We start from the raw sequence: 19,553 nt of genomic DNA on the forward strand, positions 1-19,553 counted from the left end.
CGGCAGAGGCGGTCACGCGGAGCGTTACGCGCCTCCCCCGAGCGTGTCAATCTTGTTGCGTGTGGCGGCGCAGCATCGCCGCGTAACTGCGCCTAGGCCGGGATGATCCAGCGGCGCACATCATGCAGATCGGAGACGCGCTTATGCGCCACCGGATACTTGCTCATGTCGCCGGCAGCCGCCTCAAGCTCCGCCTCGGCCTCGCGGATATGCTCGCCGATGATATCGGCATTGAGCTCCGTCTCCGGCACCGCGAAATCGGCGAGGATGGTGAGGCTGTCGGGCGTCGCATCAGCGAAGCCGCCCCGCACATAGATGCGCTGCGTCTCACCGCCGGTCTTCAGGACTTCCAGGAAGCCGGGCTTCAGCGTCGTCATCAACGGCGCGTGCTGCCGTAGCATCGTGAAGAAGCCTTCCTGCCCCGGCACCACAACCTGCTGCACCTCCTCCGAAATGAGGAGGGCAGAAGGCGTGACGAGATCGAATAGAAATGGTTCGGCCATTTAAGGCTCCCCGGTTGAAAGCCGCGTTAAGCCGCCTCGGCCAGACGCTGCGCTTTCTCCTGCGCCTCTTCGATCGTGCCCACCATGTAGAAGGCGCTTTCCGGCAGATCGTCGTAATCACCGGCGACCAGGCCCTTGAAGCCTTTGATGGTGTCGGCGATGTCGACGAGCTTGCCCGGCGTGTTGGTGAAGATCTCCGCCACGAAGAACGGCTGCGACAGGAAGCGCTCGATTTTACGGGCGCGTGCCACCGTCAGCTTGTCCTCTTCGGAAAGCTCGTCCATGCCGAGAATCGCGATGATGTCCTGCAAGGACTTGTAGCGCTGCAGCATCTCCTGAACCGACCGGGCGACCTCGTAATGCTCCTCGCCGACGATACGCGGATCGAGCATGCGCGAGGTGGAATCGAGCGGATCGACTGCCGGGTAAATGCCCTTTTCCGAAATGGCGCGGTTCAACACGGTCGTCGCATCGAGGTGGGCGAAAGAGGTGGCCGGCGCCGGGTCGGTCAGATCGTCGGCCGGCACATAAATGGCCTGCACCGAGGTGATCGAACCCTTCGTCGTCGTGGTGATGCGCTCTTGCAAGGCACCCATGTCGGTGGAGAGCGTCGGCTGATAGCCCACGGCCGAAGGAATACGACCGAGAAGAGCCGACACTTCCGAGCCCGCCTGCGTGAAGCGGAAGATGTTGTCCACGAAGAACAGAACGTCCTGCCCCTGGTCACGGAAATATTCGGCGACCGTCAGACCGGCGAGACCGACACGCGCACGCGCTCCGGGAGGCTCGTTCATCTGGCCGTAGACAAGGGCGCATTTGGATCCTTCGGTCGAACCGTTGTTCTCCTTCGGATCCTTGTTCACACCGGATTCGATCATCTCGTGATAGAGATCGTTGCCTTCGCGGGTGCGCTCACCCACGCCGGCGAAGACCGAATAACCGCCATGCGCCTTAGCGACGTTGTTGATCAGCTCCTGAATGAGCACGGTCTTGCCGACACCGGCGCCGCCGAACAGGCCGATCTTACCGCCACGAGCGTACGGCGCGAGCAGGTCGATGACCTTGATGCCGGTGACGAGAATCTCCGATTCCGTCGACTGCTCCATGTAAGACGGCGCTTCCTGGTGGATGCCGCGCGTCTCGGAGGTCTTGATCGGACCAGCCTGGTCGATCGCCTCGCCGATGACATTCATGATCCGGCCCAGGGTCTCGTCGCCGACCGGCACTGCGATGGCACGCCCGGTATTCTTGACCTCCTGGCCGCGCGCCAGGCCTTCGGTCAGATCCATGGCGATCGTGCGCACCGTGTTTTCGCCGACGTGCTGCGCCACTTCCAAAACCAGACGGTTGCCATGGTTGTCCACTTCGAGGGCGTTCAGGATCGCCGGCAGCTCGCCGTCGAACTCGACGTCCACCACGGCGCCCATCACCTGCGCGACGCGTCCCATGTTTGTCTCAGCCATGCCTTTATCCTTGTCCTCTCCCGGGGCGCCGCTCGCACGAACCCAGGACTGATCTCTTATATTCGCCGTTTATCGGCGCGTTAAAGCGATTCTGCACCGGAGATGATTTCGATCAACTCTGTCGTGATCTGGGCCTGCCGCTGACGATTGTACGACAGGGACAGCTTGTCGATCATTTCGCCGGCATTGCGCGTCGCGTTGTCCATAGCCGTCATGCGCGCGCCCTGTTCGGAGGCGCCATTTTCCAGAAGAGCCCGGAAAATCTGTACGGCGAGATTGCGCGGCAGAAGATCGGCAAGGATCGTCTCCTCGTCCGGCTCGTACTCGTAATGCAGCGAGGTGTCGGCGTCCTCCACATCACCGAGATCGACAGGGATGACCCGTTGCGCCACCGGCACCTGAGTAATCACCGATTCAAACCGCGAGTAATAGATCGTCGCGACGTCGAATGCGCCCTCGTCGAACATGGCGAGTAGCTTGTCCGCCACGCCGAGCGCATGACTGAATTCATACTGCCTCACGCCGCGGAAGTCTGTGCGATCCACGATTTCTTTGTCGAACTCGCGGCGCATCATGTCATTGCCCTTCTTACCAACAAGAAAGAGCTTGACCGTCTTGCCCTCGCCCACGAGCCGGCGCGCATCCATGCGCGCCTTGCGGACGATCGAGGCATTGAAAGCGCCGGCGAGGCCGCGCTCGGCGGTAAAGACGACGAGCAGATGCACGTCGTCCTTGCCCGTTCCGGCGATGAGCGCCGGCGCGCTCTCGCTGCCGGCGACCGAGGCCCCAATATTGGCGAGCACCTTTTCCATGCGCTCCGCATAGGGTCGGGCCGCGACAGCCGCCTCTTGGGCTTTACGCAGCTTCGCCGCGGCCACCATCTGCATGGCCTTGGTGATCTTCTGCGTCGCCTTAACCGAGGCGATACGGTTGCGTAGGTCCTTCAGGCTCGCCATGAGCCGCTTCTCCTCAGAGCTTTACGCCGCGAAATTCTTGGCGAATTTGTCGAGGATCGCCGTCAGCTTCTCACGGAGTTCGTCCGAAAGCTGCTGCTCGGTGCGGATCTGGTCGAGCACATCCTGGTGCTCGTTGCGCATCAGAACCAGGAGCCCGTCCTCGAAAGGACGCACGTCCGCAACCCTGATCTTGTCCAGATAGCCGTTGACGCCTGCATAGATGACGACGACCTGCTCCTCGGTTTTGAGCGGCGAGAACTGCGGCTGCTTCAAGAGCTCCGTCAGACGCGCACCGCGATCGAGAAGACGCTGCGTGGCGCGGTCGAGGTCGGAGCCGAACTGCGCGAATGCCGCCATTTCGCGGTACTGTGCGAGCTCGCCCTTAATCGAACCGGCAACCTGCTTCATCGCCTTGATCTGAGCCGACGAACCGACGCGCGACACCGACAGGCCGACATTCACCGCCGGACGGATGCCCTGGTAGAAGAGATCCGTCTCCAGGAAGATCTGACCATCGGTAATGGAGATGACGTTGGTCGGAATATAGGCCGACACGTCATTCGCCTGCGTTTCGATGACCGGCAAAGCCGTCAAGGAACCCGCGCCGTAATCGTCGTTCATCTTCGCCGCGCGCTCCAGGAGCCGCGAATGCAGATAGAAGACGTCGCCCGGATAGGCCTCGCGTCCTGGCGGACGACGAAGGAGCAGCGACATCTGACGATAGGCCACGGCCTGCTTGGAGAGATCGTCATAGGCGATCAGGCTGTGCATGCCGTTGTCGCGGAAGAACTCACCCATCGCGCAGCCGGTGAACGGCGCCAGATACTGCATCGGAGCAGGATCGGAGGCCGTCGCCGCGATGATGATGGAATATTCCAGCGCGCCGCGCTCTTCGAGCGTCTTGGCGAACTGCGCGACCGTCGAACGCTTCTGACCGACAGCGACGTAGATGCAATAAAGGATCCGGTCCTCGTCCTTGCGGTCCCAGGCGGGCTTCTGGTTGAGGATCGTATCGAGAATGATGGCCGACTTGCCGGTCTGGCGGTCGCCGATGATGAGCTCGCGCTGGCCACGGCCGATCGGGATGAGCGCGTCGATGGCCTTCAGGCCGGTCGACATCGGCTCGTGCACCGATTTGCGCGGGATGATGCCCGGCGCCTTCACGTCGACGCGGCGCTTCTCGGTCGATTCGATCGGGCCCTTGCCGTCGATCGGATTGCCGAGACCATCGACGACGCGTCCAAGCAGACCCTTGCCGACCGGGACTTCCACGATGGCGCCGGTCCGCTTGACGGTGGAGCCTTCCTTGATTTCCCGGTCAGAGCCGAAGATGACGACGCCGACATTGTCTTCTTCGAGGTTCAACGCCATGCCGCGGATGCCGCCGTCGAACTCGACCATCTCACCGGCCTGAACCTTGTCGAGGCCGTAGACGCGGGCGATGCCGTCACCGACGGACAGAACCTGGCCAACCTCGGTGACCTCGGCTTCCTTGCCGAAATTCTTGATCTGCTCCTTCAGGATCGAGGAGATCTCTGCGGCCCGAATATCCATCAGCTGGCCTCTTTAAGACGTGATTTCATCATGTTGAGCTTGGTCCTGAGCGAGGTGTCAATCATCTGCGAACCGAGCTTGACGACGAGGCCGCCAAGAATCGCAGGATCGACCTTAAGATCGAGATTGGCATCCTTGCCGAGGCGCTCTTTCAGCGCCGCTTTCAGGGCGCTTTTTTGCTCCTCGCTCAAGGCCTGCGCCGCTGTGACTTGTGCCGTCACCTCGCCGCGATGCTCCGCGGCACGCCGCTTGAACGACCGGATGACGCCGGGCAGCGTAAAAAGCCGCCGGTTCTGCGCCAGAACGCCGACGAAGTTCGCCGCAAGGCCAGTAATGCCTGCGCGTTCGTTCAGCACTTTCATCGCCCCGAGCTGATCCTCGGAGGAGAAAGCCGGGCTTTCGACGAGCCTGCGGAAATCGGCACTCTCGTCGAGCATCTGCGAATAGCGATCGAGATCGGCTTCGACCTGTTCGAGAGCCGATTCCTCCAGCGCCAGCTCAAACAAAGCCGCCGCATACCGATCAGCCACGCCAGATACAGGGGAGGAGGAGTCCGCCACGCGTTTCCTATCTCTTGCTAGAGCTCCGGACCGTTGCTCCGGAAGCAGGTGGGTTTAGACAACCGTGGAGGGGCCGGGGCCCCCCTCATGCCAAGCCGGGGGCCCCTTAGCACAGCGTTTTGGGGGGTGCAACACGGCGAGCGGCCCGCAGGCCGACAAACGCGGCCACCCCCTACGAAAGGTTTGCCTCCGCGGAAGCCGCCGAAAGCGCTGCTCGCTTGCCGCCCCGAGGGCCGAGATACAGGGCGATTTTGGCGATTCCCGGCAGAGAGAAACGATTAACCATTTCTTTTAACCTTTCACTGCATTGCTTGTCACCGCAACACGCAGTCAGGGGGCGGCAAATGCGTTTTGGAAAAACAGCGACAACCACACTCGCTTGCTTTTTGGGATTGGGCGTCGCAGCCCTTCACGGCACGGCACTCGCCGCAGATTTCGGCGTTTCCGAAAAGCCTGGCGCGCTCGACCGTTCCTACAGCGCCACGCTCGGGACGAGATATTGGTACGCGACCGGCAAGACCGAAAAGACGCTCTACGATTCGACCGGCGACATCAGGCTCTCCCGCCTCACCTATGACGATCTCGATACCCATGCCGGAGAAGTCTTCGGCGACATCACCAATGACGGGATTTTCGCCAAGGGCAATGCCGGCCTCGGTTGGAGCCTGCGCGGCTCGCTGCAGGACGAAGATTTCCCGCCGGTCATTCCGGATTATTCGAGCACGAAAAGCGATCAGGACGACGGTCACGTCTATTACGTCACCATCGACGGCGGCAAATACCTCGTCGAACGGCCGAACATGCGTCTTGGCGTGTTTGCTGGCTACAATTGGCTGCGCCAGCAGGTGCACGCCTACGGATGCCAGCAGGAAGCCGCTTTTGAGATCTGCCTGCCCGGCGATGTGCCCGACGGCGCAAAAGTCATCTCGCAGGAGAACGACTGGCACTCGGCACGCATCGGCCTGAAAGCCGATGCGCTCATCGGCGACCGCATTCTGCTGAGCGCTGAGGGCGCAATTCTCCCCTACGTCTATCTCGACGGAGCCGACACGCATCATCTGCGACCCGACCTCGCCGGTTCGATCCCCGAAACCGGTACCGGCTGGGGCTACCAGCTTGAGGGAATGGTCAATTACCGGCTGACCGACAGCTTCGCGATCGGCCTCGGCGGCCGCTACTGGCATATGGAGACCGACGGCAATTCGCATTTTGAAAACGTCGCTGCGGGCGGCACGGCTCAGGACGAAGACTGGTCGGTCGATATGTTTGGCGTGACTGCACAGGCCGCTATCACCTTCTGACGAACCGACTCCGCGGGCGGCCCACCGCCCGCGCTTCCTCACATCATCGTTATCGCCCGGACGTTGCTCGGAAAACGAGCGCGACCTCTCCTCATGAGGATCACAGAAAGCTCTGCGGGTCGACATCGACGGAGACCCTCACACTGCCACGCGCTTTTGGGGCCGCAGCGAGCCAGGCCCGCAGCCAGCGGTGCAACTGGTTGGACGAGCCCGCGCGTGCCAGAAGCCGAAAACGGTAGCGGCCTCGGATGAGCGCCAGCGGCGCTTCGGCCGGCCCCAGGAGCTCTATCCCCTCTTCGCGCGGCGCAGCCCGCGCCATCGCCCGCGCATGCTCCTGGGCCGCCGCGCGCTCCGGGCCGCTGACGATGATCCCGGCAAGGCGCGAAAACGGCGGCAGGGCGCCCCGGCGCCGGCTTTCCACCTCCGCCTCGAAGAACGCCTCCGGCTGGCCGCCCGCCAGCGCCGTCATGACCGGATGGCCGGGCTGCCAGGTCTGCAGGAAAGCCCGGCTTGACTGGCCGGCCCGTCCGGCCCGGCCCGCGACCTGAGTCAAAAGCTGGAAGGTGCGCTCCGCCGCGCGCGGATCGCCCTGCGCCAGGCCGAGATCGGCATCGACGACGCCGACGAGCGTAAGTTTCGGAAAATTGTGACCTTTGGCGACGAGCTGCGTGCCGATGATGATGTCGGCTTCGCCCTTTTCGACGGCGGCGAGCTCCAGCCGCAGCCGCTGCACGCCGCCGGCAAGATCGCTCGACAAGACGAGGCTCCTCGCCTCCGGAAAAAGATCGAGCGCCTCTTCCTGCAGCCGCTCCACCCCGGGCCCGCAGGCGACGAGACTGTCCTCTGCGCCGCAAGCGGGACAGGCTTCCGGGCGCCTTTCTTCATGGCCGCAATGATGGCAGGCGAGCACGCCGCGAAACCGATGTTCGACGAGCCAGGTCGAACAATTCGGGCAGGTGAAGCGGTGACCGCAATGGCGGCAGAGCGTCAAAGGGGCGTAACCGCGGCGGTTGAGGAAGAGAAGTGCCTGGTGGCCCTGCGCCAGGGTCTGCCGGACGGCTTCGACGAGCTTTGGTGACAGGGAGCGGCCGCGCTCCGGCGGCGCTTCGCGCAGATCGACGACGTCAACGTCGGGCAGGCCCGCCCCGCTGTAGCGCTGGTCGAGATGGATATGACGGTAGCGCCCGCGCTGCGCGTTGACCCGACTTTCGACGGACGGGGTCGCCGACGACAGCACCACCGGGAAGCCGGCGAGATGGCCATAAGCGACGGCCATGTCCCGGGCATGGTAGATGACGCCCTCTTCCTGCTTGTAGGCACCGTCATGCTCTTCATCGACGACGATGAGGCCGAGTTCGCAAAACGGCAGGAAGAGGGCCGAGCGTGCCCCGACGACGGCGCGAACCGTCCCGTCGGCAACCCCGCGCCAGACGCGTTCGCGCAATTTCGGCGACATCTCAGAATGCCATTCGGCCGGCGGCGAGCCGAAGCGAGCGGCGAAACGTTCAAGCGCCTGCGAGGTCAGGGCGATTTCCGGCATCAAAATCAAAACCTGGCGGCCCTTTTCGAGAGCCTCCGCCGCGGCCTCGAAAAACACCTCGGTCTTGCCGGCACCGGTCACGCCGTCGATGAGAGCGACCGAAAACGCCTCATCTCGCACCAGCGCGCGCAATTGCGCGCCGGCCTCGGCCTGCGCGTCGGAGAGCTCCGGTGGGGCGAAATCTGGGATCGGCGGGCGCGTGACCGGGCGCGGCGACAGAAGCACCATCTCCAGCGCGCCCTGTTTGACGAGCCCGTCGACGACTGAAGCAGAAACGCCGGCCGCGGTGGCAAGGCCGCTTTTCGACCAGGCAAGGCCGTCGCCCGCCAGATCGAGAACGCGCTGGCGGGCGGCGGTCGACCGGTCTGGCGCCATCCCCGTTACGCGCACGGCCGCAACCGGCTTTTCCGGGGCGAGCGCCGCCGTCACGCGCAGCGCCATACGCAACACCATGCCTGGCGGCGACAATGTGTAATCGGCGACGAAATCGATCAGGCGCATCAGTGGACGCGGCAGCGGCAAGGCCGGAAGAACCGCTGCGATCGGCTTCAGTCTCGCGGTGTTGAGCTTTTGCGGCGCCTCGTCGTCCCAGACGACACCCAAGACCTCGCGCGCACCGAGCGGCACGACGACGATCGTTCCGGGATCGAGCGGGCGGTCGGCGAGATAGGTGTAGCTGCACTCCAGGGCATAAGGGAGAAGCACCTGGAGCGGAAACGTATCAGGCAAGCGAGCCTCGGCTTTCGTTAAATCCGCTTAACGAGCCTAAACGCTCGCCGAAGCGCCTTCCAAGCGCGCCCCGCCGCGATTCGCAAGCATGAAGCAAAATCGCAAGCTCCCGAACCGCAGCGAAGATGAGGAGCGTCCAGGAATGTTGGAACCGCGCATGGCCTCTTCAGTTGGCTAGGCAAACCAAGCGGATCTTTCTTGCCGGAACTCTCTCTGACTTTCGCTGTCGGGCTCTTCGTCGTAGCCGCGGCCACCATCGCCTATATCGGCACGAAGCTCACGTCGGTCGCCGACGTTCTGGCCGACCGTACGGGTCTCGGCGAGGCGATCGCGGGCGCGGTGCTTCTGGGCGCGACGACGTCGGCGGCAGGCACGGTAACCTCCGTTACGGCCGCCGCGACCGGCAACGTCGACCTCGCTTATGCCAATTCGCTTGGCGGCATCGCTGCGCAGACCGCGTTTCTAGCCCTTGCCGACATCGCCTATAGGAAAGCCAATCTGGAACATGCGGCCGCCGACCCGACCAATCTCTCACAATCGGCGCTGCTCATCCTTCTCCTCAGCATCCCGATGATTGCCGGCGTGCTCCCGCCGGTCACCTTCTTCGGCGTGCATCCGGCGAGCATCATCCTGATCGCAATCTACATTTTCGGCCTGAGGCTCGGCCGCCAGGACCGGGATCAGCCAATGTGGAAGCCGTTCGATACCGGCGAGACCCGGCACGACATGCCGGAAGAAGACGAGAAAGGCCGCTCCACGCTCAACCTGGCGCTTTCATTTGCGGGCATGGTGATCGTCGTTGCCATCGCGGGCTACGTGGTGGCGGAGACCGGAACAACGATCGCCCAAAAGACCGGCATCAGCGGCAGCGTCGTCGGCGCTTTGATGACGGCGACCGTCACCTCGCTGCCTGAGCTCGTGACCACGCTCGCCGCGGTGCGGCGGGGCGCCTTGCAGCTCGCCCTCGGCGGCATCATCGGTGGCAACACGTTCGACGTTCTCTTCCTGTCGGCGGCCGACGTCGCCTATCGCGACGGGTCGATTTACAACGCCATCGATCCCTCGACGCAATTCTGGGCATTGATCGGCATCGCCATGACCGCCGTTTTGCTCCTCGGCCTTATCCGCCGCGAGCGCTACGGCTTCGCCAATGTCGGTTTCGAAACAGTGGGTATTCTCGTGCTTTATGTGGGGGCCGTGCTCGCCTCCGCCTTGGCGCTCTAAGGGCGCTGCGACGACCGCCTGCCGCGAAATTCGCGAAGGTCGCACGGCACCTTTGCACGACGTCCATGCACGTCGTGCCTTCAAAGGGGTGGACGAAAGCTCTAGAGAGGGCAGACGATTATCACGCGCGACGACAAGCGCAGCGATGAGGCAAACGCTATGAAATTCTTCGTGGACACCGCCGACACCGCCGAGATCCGCGAGCTTGCAGAAGCCGGGCTCCTCGACGGCGTCACCACCAACCCCTCGCTGATCATGAAGGCGGGGCGCCCGATCACCGACGTCATCGCAGAGATCTGCGATCTCGTATCGGGACCGGTTTCGGCCGAAGTGGCGGCAACCGATTACGACACGATGCTGAAGGAGGGGCACAAGCTCGCCGAGATCGCCGACAATGTGGCGATCAAGGTGCCCCTGACATTGGACGGTCTCAAGGCCTGCCGTACGTTCGCGGACGAAGGCCGCATGGTGAATGTCACTTTGTGCTTTTCGGCCAATCAGGCCCTGCTCGCGGCCAAGGCCGGCGCCGCGTTCATCTCCCCCTTCATCGGTCGCCTCGACGACATCAATCTCGACGGCATGGAGCTGATCGAAGAGATCCGCATCATCTACGACAATTATCCGAACTTCGAGACGGAGATCCTGGCGGCCTCCGTGCGCACGCCCAACCATGTGAAGCAGGCGGCGATGATCGGCGCCGATGTGGTGACGGTGCCGCCGCAGGTGCTGCGCTCCCTCATCAAGCACCCGCTCACTGACAAGGGTCTCGAGGCCTTCCTTGCGGATTGGAAGAAGGCGGGTCAGTCAATTCTCTGACTCATATGGAAAAGGGCGTCGATACAACGCCTTACGTCCCTACGCATTTGTTTAACCATGGCGCGTGATACTCGCGCCATGGCCTCCAAAGACGCATTCCTTGTCGCGCTCGCACCCGATCTCGCCGCCCTCCTGCAGCGCTGGCTGAGCTATCTCCGCGACGAGAGGCGATTGTCGCCAAAGACGCTCGAAGCCTATGAGCGCGATCTTTCGCAGCTGGCGCAGTTTCTGACGAAGCATCTCGGCGCACCGCCCACAACGGCCGACATTGCTGCTTTGACGCCGGCCGATATCCGCGCCTTCCTCGCCGCTCGGCGCGCATCCGGCGCAGGCTCGCGCAGCCTCGCCCGCCAGCTCGCCGCCTGCCGCTCACTTGCCCGTTTTTGCGCCCGGCACGACATCCCGACCACCTCGGCTTTCGAGGCCGTGCGCAGTCCGAAGCAAAAGAAAAGCCTTCCGAAGGCGCTCTCCGTCACCGATACCCTGACGCTGGCGGACGCCGCCGACACATTGACCGAAGAGCCTTGGGTTGCCGCCCGCGACCGCGCCGTCCTTCTCCTTCTTTACGGCAGCGGCCTGCGCATCTCCGAAGCGCTCCGAATTGCACGTGCCGATGCGCCTGTCGGAGGCCGCGATACGCTTCGTGTCACCGGCAAGGGCGGAAAGACGCGGATCGTGCCGGTTCTGGCGAAGGTGGGCGAGGCGATCGAAGCCTATATCCGCCTCTGCCCCTACCTTTTGGCGCCGAGCGAGCCCCTGTTTCGCGGCGCCAAGGGTGGTTCCCTGTCGCCCCGCATCGTCCAAAAACTGGTGGAACGGCTTCGATCTGCCCTGGGTCTCGAGCCGAGCGTCACGCCGCACGCGCTGCGCCACTCCTTCGCCACGCATCTCCTTGGCGACGGCGGCGATCTCAGGACGATCCAGGAGCTTCTCGGCCATGCGAGCCTGTCGACGACACAGATCTATACCAATGTCGATGCGGCCCGGCTCCTCGATATCTATGCAAAGGCACATCCCCGTGCCGCGCATCAACGGCATTCGTGACATGTTTTCTTACGTCATCACGTTTTCGAGATGACGAATATTGAGGCAGAATCGATCTTAGCGCGGCCTTCTTTCCGCCCTAACTTTCCTCGTCGGACGTCAGCGAAAGCTTTGTCCGCGGAGAGACAAGAGGGAACAAGGAGAGAGATTCATGCGTAAGGTTTTGACATGCGTCAGCGCGACCGCCGCCTTCCTCCTGCTGGCGTCTGCCGCCAGCGCCGATTGCAGCTTTCACCGCCAGCAGGTGATGGCCTCCAAGGCGCCGGCCGCTGAAGAAAAGGTAGCGATGGCGACCCCCGCACCGCTGCCTCAGGCTGTCACCAGCAGCGAACGCAATGCTGCCCCGCAAAAGCAATGTGCGGAGGGCGATACGGCCTGCACGGGCGGAACCAAATAGGGCCCGGCACGTTTTTCACATACTCCAGTCCAGGTTGCCAATAGCAACCGGATAACGTCTGCGCCGGCCGAAGAGCCGGCGCTTTTTTTTGCCTGGCCGCTTTTCGTCATCCCTGGTGGCCCGGCCCAACGCCATCGCCCTAGGCCGAGGTTCTCAAGGGCCAGGCCGACAGGGGCCAGGCTGAGGGCAGTCCTGCCCTCAGATATGAACGGGTTTGAACCAGGCGGCCATGGCCGCTTCACGAACGGCCTCAGACATCGTCGGATGCGCATGGCAGGTGCGTGCAAGATCTTCCGCGGCACCTGAGAATTCCATGAGGACAGCCGCCTCGTGGATCATTTCGCCGGCGCCGCGCCCGACGATATGCACGCCAAGCACCTGATCCGTCTTCTCGTCGGCCAGGACTTTCACAAAACCGTCCGTGGCATTCATGGCCCGGGCGCGCCCGTTGGCGCTGAACGGGAATTTGCCGCTGCGATAGGCGATGCCGGCGTCCTTCAGCTCCTCTTCAGAGCGCCCGACGACGGCGATTTCCGGCTCCGTATAGACGACGCTCGGAATCACCTCGTAATTCACGTGGCCCTTCTGGCCGGCGAGGATTTCGGCAACGGCCGTGCCTTCGTCCTCCGCCTTATGGGCGAGCATCGGTCCGGCGATCGCATCGCCGATCGCATAGATGCCCTCGACATTCGTCTTGTAATCCTTGGCGGTGGCAACGCGGCCGCGCTCGTCGAGCGCGACCCCCGCCTCTTCGAGCCCGAGCCCCGCCGTATAGGGACGCCGGCCGATTGCGACGAGCACGATATCGGCATCGAGCTTCTCCGCATCCCCGCCCTTGACCGGCTCGACGGAGACACGCAGGCCCTTCTTTTCGGTTTCGACGCCCGTCACCTTGGTGCCGAGACGGAAGTCGATCCCCTGCTTCTTGAAGAGGCGCTGGGCCTGTTTGGCTACCTCCCCGTCCATGCCGGGCAGGATGCGATCGAGGAATTCCACGACCGTGACCTTGGCGCCGAGCCGCCGCCACACCGAACCGAGTTCGAGCCCGATGATGCCGGCACCGACGACGACGAGCTTCTCCGGCACCTTGCTGAGCTTCAACGCGCCGGTCGACGACACGATCTTCTTCTCGTCCACTTCGACGCCCGGCAAGGGTGCCGATTCAGACCCGGTCGCGATGACGATCGCCTTGGTGGAAAGGCGCGTCGGCTCTCCCTTCTCGGGCGTCACTTCGACCTCACCGGCCTGCACGATGCGTCCGACGCCCTCGAACGTGTCGATCTTGTTCTTCTTGAAGAGGTAGGCGACGCCGTCGACATTCGACTTCACCGTCTTGTCCTTGTGCGCCAGCATCGCTTCGAGATCGAGCTCGGGCTTCACCTTGATGCCGAAATCGGCGAAGCCATGCGCCGCCTGCTCGAACATCTCGGAGGTGTGGAGAAGCGCCTTGGAAGGAATGCAGCCGACATTGAGGCACGTGCCGCCAAAGGTCGGGCGCTTTTCCACGACTGCCGTCTTGAGCCCGAGCTGTGCGGCGCGGATGGCGCAGACGTAGCCGCCCGGTCCGCTGCCGATGACGATGAGATCGTAGGTGTCAGGCATGTCGGCTGATTACTCCAGAATTCTCGAAGGATAGGCACTAAGGTAGGTGGCCGCCCCGCCGCATCAACGACTGGCGAAAGCGAGACGCAGGCCGAAACCGGCAAATGCGATGGCCACCGTTCGCTGCAGCCAGCGCATAAGTCGTGCGTTTTGCAAGACCTTTGCACGCATGGCAGCCGCAAACACGCCATAGAGGACGAAAACGACGAAGGTCATCGCCATGAACAGAAGAGACAGGACGAGGAGTTCACCCGTCGGCGAGACTTCCCCCGGCGTGATGAACTGCGGCAGGAAGGCGACGAAGAAGATCGACAGCTTCGGATTGAGAACATTGATGAGGATACCGTTGCGCACGATCGATAGCGCACGCTTCGGGGTCTCCTCTCGACCCGAGAGCGCCAGCGGTCCTGCGGATTTGAGCGTCTGCCAGGCGAGATAGAGAAGATAGGCAACGCCGAGATACTTTATGACGGCGAAAAGCGTGGCGCTCGCATGCAGGAGCGCAGCGAGGCCGAGGATCGAAGCTGTCAGATGCGGCACGATGCCGAGCGTGCAACCGAAGGCCGCGATGATCGCGCGCCGTTGCCCGCCGGACAAACCAGCCGCCAGCGTATAGACGACGCCGGTGCCGGGAATGAGAATGATCAAAAGCGAGGTGACGAAGAATTCGACGCTCATGGGCCCCCCTTGTCTCGCGGCCCTGACCCTACAGCGCCGGACCTAGAAGAAAAGCGCCCATAGCATCAACAAAATGCCGCCGACGGAAATCATCCATACGATGCTGCGGATATAAGGAATACCGAGAAGATAGAGCGGCAGATAGACGATACGCGCCCAGAACCAGACATGCGCGCCGATCGCCCCGAGGCCGCCCGTCTTGTCGGTCACGGCAAGGGCCAGCGCCATCGCGACAAAGGCCGGATACGTCTCGAGAAAATTCTTGAGCGCCCGCGACGAACGTCCGGCCATGACGCCCCAGGCCTTGTTGCCCTCGTCGCGCGGGCTCGCATTGTAATCGAGCCCCGTCTCCCGCGTCGCCGCGCCGGACTGAACGATGATGTGGACGACGAGAAGAATGACGCTCCAGCCAAGGAGCGTCATCTCAACGGGTAGACCAGCCGCTGCCGCTTCCATTCAAGCCCCCTGATGATGCCTCAAAGATCGAGCACGAGACGCTGCGGATCTTCGATGGCTTCCTTGATCCGGACGAGGAACGTCACGGCTTCCTGGCCATCGACGACGCGGTGATCGTAGGAGAGCGCCAGATACATCATCGGGCGGACCACGACCTGACCGTTCCTGACGACCGGCCGCTCCTCGATGCGGTGCATGCCGAGAATGCCCGATTGCGGCACGTTCAGGATCGGCGTCGACATCAAGGAGCCGTAGACCCCGCCATTGGAAATGGTGAAGGTGCCGCCCTGCATGTCCTGAAGGGTGAGCGAACCGTCGCGCGCCTTCTTGCCGAGGGAGCCGATCTCCTTCTCGATTTCGGCAACCGACATTTCCTGCGCATCACGCACGACCGGCACGACGAGGCCCTTGTCGGTCCCGACGGCCACGCCGATGTGGTAATAGTTCTTGTAGACGAGGTCGGTGCCGTCGATCTCGGCATTGACGGCCGGGATCTCCTTGAGGGCAGCCACCGCCGCCTTCACGAAGAAGCCCATGAAGCCGAGCCGCACGCCATGCTTCTTCTCGAAGAGGTCGCGGTAGGTCTTCCGGAGATCCATGACGGCGCCCATGTCCACGTCGTTGAACGTGGTGAGCATCGCCGCGGTGTTCTGTGCCTCTTTCAGCCGCCGCGCGATGGTCTGGCGGAGGCGGGTCATCTTCACCCGTTCTTCACGCACCTCGTCGGCTTCCGGCGACGGGGCGCGAGGTGCCGAGGGCTTCGCCTGCGGCTGCTCGGAACCCTGTTCGAGCGCCTTCAGCACATCGCCTTTGAGAACCTGGCCCTTCTTGCCGGACCCGTCCATATCGGCGGCGGCGAGGCCTTTCTCTGCCATCATTTTGGCGGCCGAAGGCGCGGGCTTGCGCTCGCCGGCAGCGGGTGCCGCTTCCGTCTTTTCCGCCTTGGGCGCCGGAGCTTCCGCCTTCTTCGCCCCCTTGGCGCCGACACGGATGCGGCCGAGAACCTGACCGACGGTCACCGTCTCACCCTGCTTTTTGATGATTTCAGCCAGGACACCAGCGGCCTGCGACGGGATCTCCTGCGCCGCCTTGTCCGTCTCGAGCTCGACGACGGCCTCGTCGAGAGCGACTTCGTCGCCCTCCTGCTTCAGCCATTCGCCGACATCGGCCTCCGTCACGCTTTCACCGGCGGAGGGAACGACGATGTCAATCAGCTCGCCTTCCCCGCCCTCATCCTCTGCGGCCGGCTCGGCACTCGGCGCCGCGGCGGATTTCTCCGCCTTGCCGCTGCCATTGGACGCTGCCGCAGCCGGCTTCTCAGCCGGTTTGGCCTTGCCGTCGCCGGCAGCGATGGAGCCGAGAAGCGTGCCGACTTCGACGGTCTCGCCGGCCTTGACGACGATCGATTCCAGCGTGCCTTCGGAAGGCGCCGGCACTTCCACCGTGACCTTGTCGGTTTCAAGTTCGACGAGGGGCTCGTCGCGAGACACCGTCTCGCCTTCCTTTTTGAACCACTGGCCGACGGTGGCTTCCGTGACCGATTCGCCAAGCGTCGGAACCTTGATGTCCGTTGTCATTGATCGTCCCGTTTCGTCGCGCCGTTGCGGCGCCTGTCATAAGCTACAATGGAGCGCCCGGCCTATTCGCCGAGCGCCTCGTCGAGAAATTTCGCCCGCTGCTGCAAATGCCGCGACATGACGCCGGTCGCGGTCGCTGCCGAGGCCGGCCGGCCGGCGTAGCGCGGCTTCTCCTGCGGCAACTCCAGCGTGTTCAGGATATTGACCAGGCGCGGCTTCACGAAAGCCCATCCGCCCATATTTTTCGGCTCTTCCTGGCACCAGACGAGCTCTGCATTCGGAAAGCGTGCCATCTGTTTGGTGAGCGCCGTCATCGGGAACGGATAAAACTGTTCCAGCCGCAAGAGATAGACATCGTCGATGCCGCGTTCTTCGCGCTCCTCGAAGAGGTCGTAATAGACCTTGCCGGAGGAGACGACGACACGGCGGATGTCCGCATCCGGCTTCAAGCGGATGCCCTCGCCCTCGTTGCGATCGGCATCGTCGAAGAGAATCCGATGGAAGGACGTGTCCTTGACGAACTCATCGAGTTTGGAGACCGCCCGCTTGTGGCGCAGCAGGCTCTTCGGCGTCATCAGAATGAGTGGCTTGCGGAAATTCCGGTGCAGCTGACGGCGCAGAATGTGGAAATAGTTGGCAGGCGTCGTGCAATTGGCGACCTGCATATTGTCTTCCGCGCACATCTGCAGGAAGCGCTCCAGCCGGGCGGAGGAATGCTCCGGCCCCTGCCCCTCATAACCATGCGGCAGGAGGCAGACGAGACCCGACATTCTGAGCCATTTGCGTTCGGCCGACGAGATGAACTGATCGAAGATCACCTGCGCGCCGTTGGCGAAATCGCCGAACTGCGCTTCCCAGAGGGTCAGGCCGCGCGGCTCGGAAACCGAATAGCCGTATTCGAACCCGAGCACGGCTTCTTCCGACAGCATCGAATTGACGACCTCGAAGGTCTCCTGCTTGCGGCCGAGATTGTTGAGCGACACGTAGCGCTCTTCCGTCTCCTGATCGTAGAGAACAGTGTGGCGCTGCGAGAAGGTGCCGCGCTCCACGTCCTGGCCTGAGAGCCGCACCTTGTGGCCCTCAGAAAGCAGGCTGCCGAAGGCGAGCGCTTCGCCCATCGCCCAGTCGATGCCCTCGCCCGTTTCCAGCATCTTGCGCCGGTTGTCGAGGAAGCGCCGGATGGTCTTGTGGATCTTGAAATCCTTCGGCGCTTCGGTCAGCGCCATGCCGATCTGGTTGAGGCGGTCAAGCTCGACGCCCGTGCGCCCCACCCGGCGCTCGTCGGAGGCTTTCGGCGTCGTCAGCCCCATCCACATGCCGTCGAGCCAGTCGGCCTTGTTCGGCTTGTAGTTCTGGCCGAGCTCGAACTCCTCGTCGAGATGCGCGCGCCACTCGGCCTTGCGCTCCTCGATCTGTTCTTCGCTCGTCAGCCCCTCTTCGATCAGCTTCTTGCCGTAAATGGACAACGTCGAGGGATGCTTGCGGATCTCCCGATACATCAGTGGCTGCGTGAAGCTCGGCTCGTCGGATTCGTTGTGCCCGAAGCGCCGGTAGCAGAACATGTCGATGACGACCGGCTTCTTGAAGCGCTGGCGGAATTCCGTCGCCACCTTCGCAGCAAACACCACCGCCTCCGGATGGTCTCCGTTCACGTGGAAGATCGGCGCCTCGATCATCTTCGCGACATCGGAGGGGTAAGGCGAAGAGCGCGACAGGCGCGGATTGGTGGTGAAGCCGATCTGATTGTTGATGATGAAATGGATCGAGCCGCCGGTGCGATGGCCTCTCAGGCCGGAAAGCCCGAAACATTCCGCGACAACGCCCTGGCCGGCAAAGGCCGCATCACCGTGAATGAGGAGCGGCAGAACGCTCGAGCGCTCGCGAATTCCCTCCTCGTTCGGGTCTTCCCAGCGATCCTGCTTGGCGCGGGATTTTCCGAGCACCACCGGATCGACGATCTCCAGGTGCGACGGATTGGCGGTGAGGCCGAGATGCACCTTGTTGCCGTCGAATTCCCGGTCGGAGGAAGCGCCGAGATGGTACTTCACGTCGCCCGAACCTTCGACGTCGTCGGGCTGCGCCGAGCCGCCCTTGAATTCGTGGAAGATGGCGTGCAGCGGCTTGCCCATGACGAGGCCGAGCACGTTGAGCCGGCCGCGATGTGCCATACCGAAGGCGATTTCCCGCAAGCCGAGATGACCGCCGCGCTTGATGATCTGCTCAAGGGCCGGGATCAGCGCTTCCGAACCGTCGAGGCCGAAGCGCTTGGTGCCGGTATACTTGATATCGAGAAACTTCTCGAAGCCTTCCGCCTCGATCAGCTTGTTGAGGATGGCCCGCTTGCCTTCGTCGGTGAAGGTGATCTCCTTGTCCGGGCCCTCGATGCGCTCTTGAATCCATCCCTTCTCGTCCGGGGCGGAGATATGCATGAATTCGACGCCGAGCGTCGAACAATAGGTGCGCCGAAGGATCGCCAGCATTTGCGGAATGGTGGCGAATTCGAGCCCGAGAACCCAATCGAGGAAGATCGGCCGCTCGTAATCGGCTTCGGTGAAGCCGTAGGAGGAGGGATGCAGCTCCTCGTGGTCGCGCATGGCGGCGATGCCGAGCGGATCGAGGTTCGCGTGGAAATGGCCGCGCATGCGATAGGCGCGGATCATCATCAAAGCGCGGACGGAATCCCGGGTCGCCTGCAGGACTTCCGGCTCTGAGAGATCGACGCCGGCCTTCTGCGCCTTGGCGCGGATCTTCGTATCGATATGCCGCTCGACGCCCTGCCAATTGCCATCGAGAGCGGAGACGAGTTCGCCGTTTGCGACGATCGGCCAGTCGGGTCGCTGCCAGGGCGCGCCCCGCGCCTCACGGATAACGTCGTTCTTCTCGTCCTTCAGCTCTTGAAAAAAATCCCGCCATCCGTCGCCGACGGAGGCAGGATCGTCCTGGTAACGCGCATAAAGCTGCTCCAGGTATTCGGCGTTGCCGCCATAAAGAAACGAAGATTGTCGGAGGGCTTCGTTCGAGATTTGCCGTGCCATAGCCTTCCGCAGGAACTGATCCTACGCCTTTCCCGGTTTGCGCCGACGCCCGCCCCTGCGACGACCTGGCGCAATCTATACGCCTTTTGCAAACGCGGAGTTAGTGTAATCGGCCGCT

At 63.0% G+C, this 19,553-nt stretch carries 16 protein-coding genes; 5 read left to right on the top strand and 11 right to left on the bottom strand.

Annotated features, from left to right (window positions below; all coding sequences use genetic code 11):
* Nucleotides 1-92: 92 nt before the first annotated feature.
* From NYQ83_RS15270 to NYQ83_RS15290, 5 genes are all read right to left on the bottom strand, one after another.
* Nucleotides 93-503, bottom strand: a complete 411-nt coding sequence (locus NYQ83_RS15270) for a F0F1 ATP synthase subunit epsilon (protein ID WP_261215679.1) — start codon at nucleotides 501-503, stop codon at nucleotides 93-95.
* Between the two features lie 26 nt (nucleotides 504-529).
* Nucleotides 530-1,966, bottom strand: a complete 1,437-nt coding sequence (gene atpD, locus NYQ83_RS15275; RefSeq protein WP_261215680.1) for a F0F1 ATP synthase subunit beta — start codon at nucleotides 1,964-1,966, stop codon at nucleotides 530-532.
* An 80-nt stretch (nucleotides 1,967-2,046) separates the two neighbouring features.
* The gene (locus tag NYQ83_RS15280; protein ID WP_128290524.1) at nucleotides 2,047-2,922 is read right to left on the bottom strand and encodes a F0F1 ATP synthase subunit gamma; all 876 of its coding nucleotides are present in this window, start codon (nucleotides 2,920-2,922) and stop codon (nucleotides 2,047-2,049) included.
* A 21-nt stretch (nucleotides 2,923-2,943) separates the two neighbouring features.
* The gene (gene atpA / locus NYQ83_RS15285) at nucleotides 2,944-4,476 is read right to left on the bottom strand and encodes a F0F1 ATP synthase subunit alpha (protein WP_128290523.1); all 1,533 of its coding nucleotides are present in this window, start codon (nucleotides 4,474-4,476) and stop codon (nucleotides 2,944-2,946) included.
* Nucleotides 4,476-5,036, bottom strand: coding sequence for a F0F1 ATP synthase subunit delta (locus NYQ83_RS15290; protein ID WP_128290522.1), 561 nt, complete (start codon nucleotides 5,034-5,036; stop codon nucleotides 4,476-4,478). The genes atpA and NYQ83_RS15290 overlap by 1 nt, the downstream gene beginning before the upstream one ends.
* A gap of 344 nt (nucleotides 5,037-5,380) precedes the next feature.
* Between NYQ83_RS15290 and NYQ83_RS15295 the strand changes: the two genes are divergently transcribed.
* The gene (locus NYQ83_RS15295; protein ID WP_261215682.1) at nucleotides 5,381-6,337 is read left to right on the top strand and encodes an omptin family outer membrane protease; all 957 of its coding nucleotides are present in this window, start codon (nucleotides 5,381-5,383) and stop codon (nucleotides 6,335-6,337) included.
* Nucleotides 6,338-6,437: 100 nt separating this feature from the next.
* Here NYQ83_RS15295 and NYQ83_RS15300 read toward each other — a convergent pair whose 3' ends face one another.
* Nucleotides 6,438-8,606: a primosomal protein N' gene (locus NYQ83_RS15300; protein ID WP_409977011.1), complete on the bottom strand. Its 2,169-nt coding sequence runs from the start codon at nucleotides 8,604-8,606 to the stop codon at nucleotides 6,438-6,440.
* 198 nt (nucleotides 8,607-8,804) lie between these two features.
* Between NYQ83_RS15300 and NYQ83_RS15305 the strand changes: the two genes are divergently transcribed.
* The 4 genes from NYQ83_RS15305 (at nucleotide 8,805) to NYQ83_RS15320 (ending at nucleotide 12,087) form a co-directional block, all read left to right on the top strand.
* Nucleotides 8,805-9,830 carry a sodium:calcium antiporter gene (locus NYQ83_RS15305; RefSeq protein ID WP_261215683.1) on the top strand — a complete coding sequence of 342 codons (1,026 nt, stop codon included), beginning with the start codon at nucleotides 8,805-8,807 and terminating at the stop codon, nucleotides 9,828-9,830.
* Between the two features lie 159 nt (nucleotides 9,831-9,989).
* Nucleotides 9,990-10,646: a fructose-6-phosphate aldolase gene (gene fsa, locus NYQ83_RS15310; RefSeq protein ID WP_234630094.1), complete on the top strand. Its 657-nt coding sequence runs from the start codon at nucleotides 9,990-9,992 to the stop codon at nucleotides 10,644-10,646.
* A 78-nt stretch (nucleotides 10,647-10,724) separates the two neighbouring features.
* The gene (locus NYQ83_RS15315) at nucleotides 10,725-11,690 is read left to right on the top strand and encodes a tyrosine recombinase XerC (protein WP_261215686.1); all 966 of its coding nucleotides are present in this window, start codon (nucleotides 10,725-10,727) and stop codon (nucleotides 11,688-11,690) included.
* A gap of 151 nt (nucleotides 11,691-11,841) precedes the next feature.
* Entirely contained in the window at nucleotides 11,842-12,087 is a 246-nt protein-coding gene (locus NYQ83_RS15320) for a hypothetical protein (protein ID WP_261215688.1), read from the top strand.
* 198 nt (nucleotides 12,088-12,285) lie between these two features.
* Here NYQ83_RS15320 and lpdA read toward each other — a convergent pair whose 3' ends face one another.
* The 5 genes from lpdA to NYQ83_RS15345 all read right to left on the bottom strand — a co-directional run bounded on the left by lpdA (nucleotide 12,286) and on the right by NYQ83_RS15345 (nucleotide 19,435).
* Entirely contained in the window at nucleotides 12,286-13,689 is a 1,404-nt protein-coding gene (gene lpdA / locus NYQ83_RS15325; protein ID WP_261215689.1) for a dihydrolipoyl dehydrogenase, read from the bottom strand.
* A gap of 63 nt (nucleotides 13,690-13,752) precedes the next feature.
* Entirely contained in the window at nucleotides 13,753-14,367 is a 615-nt protein-coding gene (locus NYQ83_RS15330) for a LysE family translocator (protein ID WP_261215691.1), read from the bottom strand.
* Between the two features lie 42 nt (nucleotides 14,368-14,409).
* Nucleotides 14,410-14,823: an MAPEG family protein gene (locus NYQ83_RS15335; protein ID WP_261215692.1), complete on the bottom strand. Its 414-nt coding sequence runs from the start codon at nucleotides 14,821-14,823 to the stop codon at nucleotides 14,410-14,412.
* 20 nt (nucleotides 14,824-14,843) lie between these two features.
* Nucleotides 14,844-16,400: a 2-oxoglutarate dehydrogenase complex dihydrolipoyllysine-residue succinyltransferase gene (odhB, locus tag NYQ83_RS15340; RefSeq protein ID WP_261215693.1), complete on the bottom strand. Its 1,557-nt coding sequence runs from the start codon at nucleotides 16,398-16,400 to the stop codon at nucleotides 14,844-14,846.
* A gap of 62 nt (nucleotides 16,401-16,462) precedes the next feature.
* Entirely contained in the window at nucleotides 16,463-19,435 is a 2,973-nt protein-coding gene (locus tag NYQ83_RS15345) for a 2-oxoglutarate dehydrogenase E1 component (RefSeq protein ID WP_261215695.1), read from the bottom strand.
* Nucleotides 19,436-19,553: the final 118 nt, after the last annotated feature.

The organism is Afifella sp. JA880 (genome assembly GCF_025379905.1).
Classification (GTDB): domain Bacteria; phylum Pseudomonadota; class Alphaproteobacteria; order Rhizobiales; family Afifellaceae; genus Afifella; species Afifella aestuarii.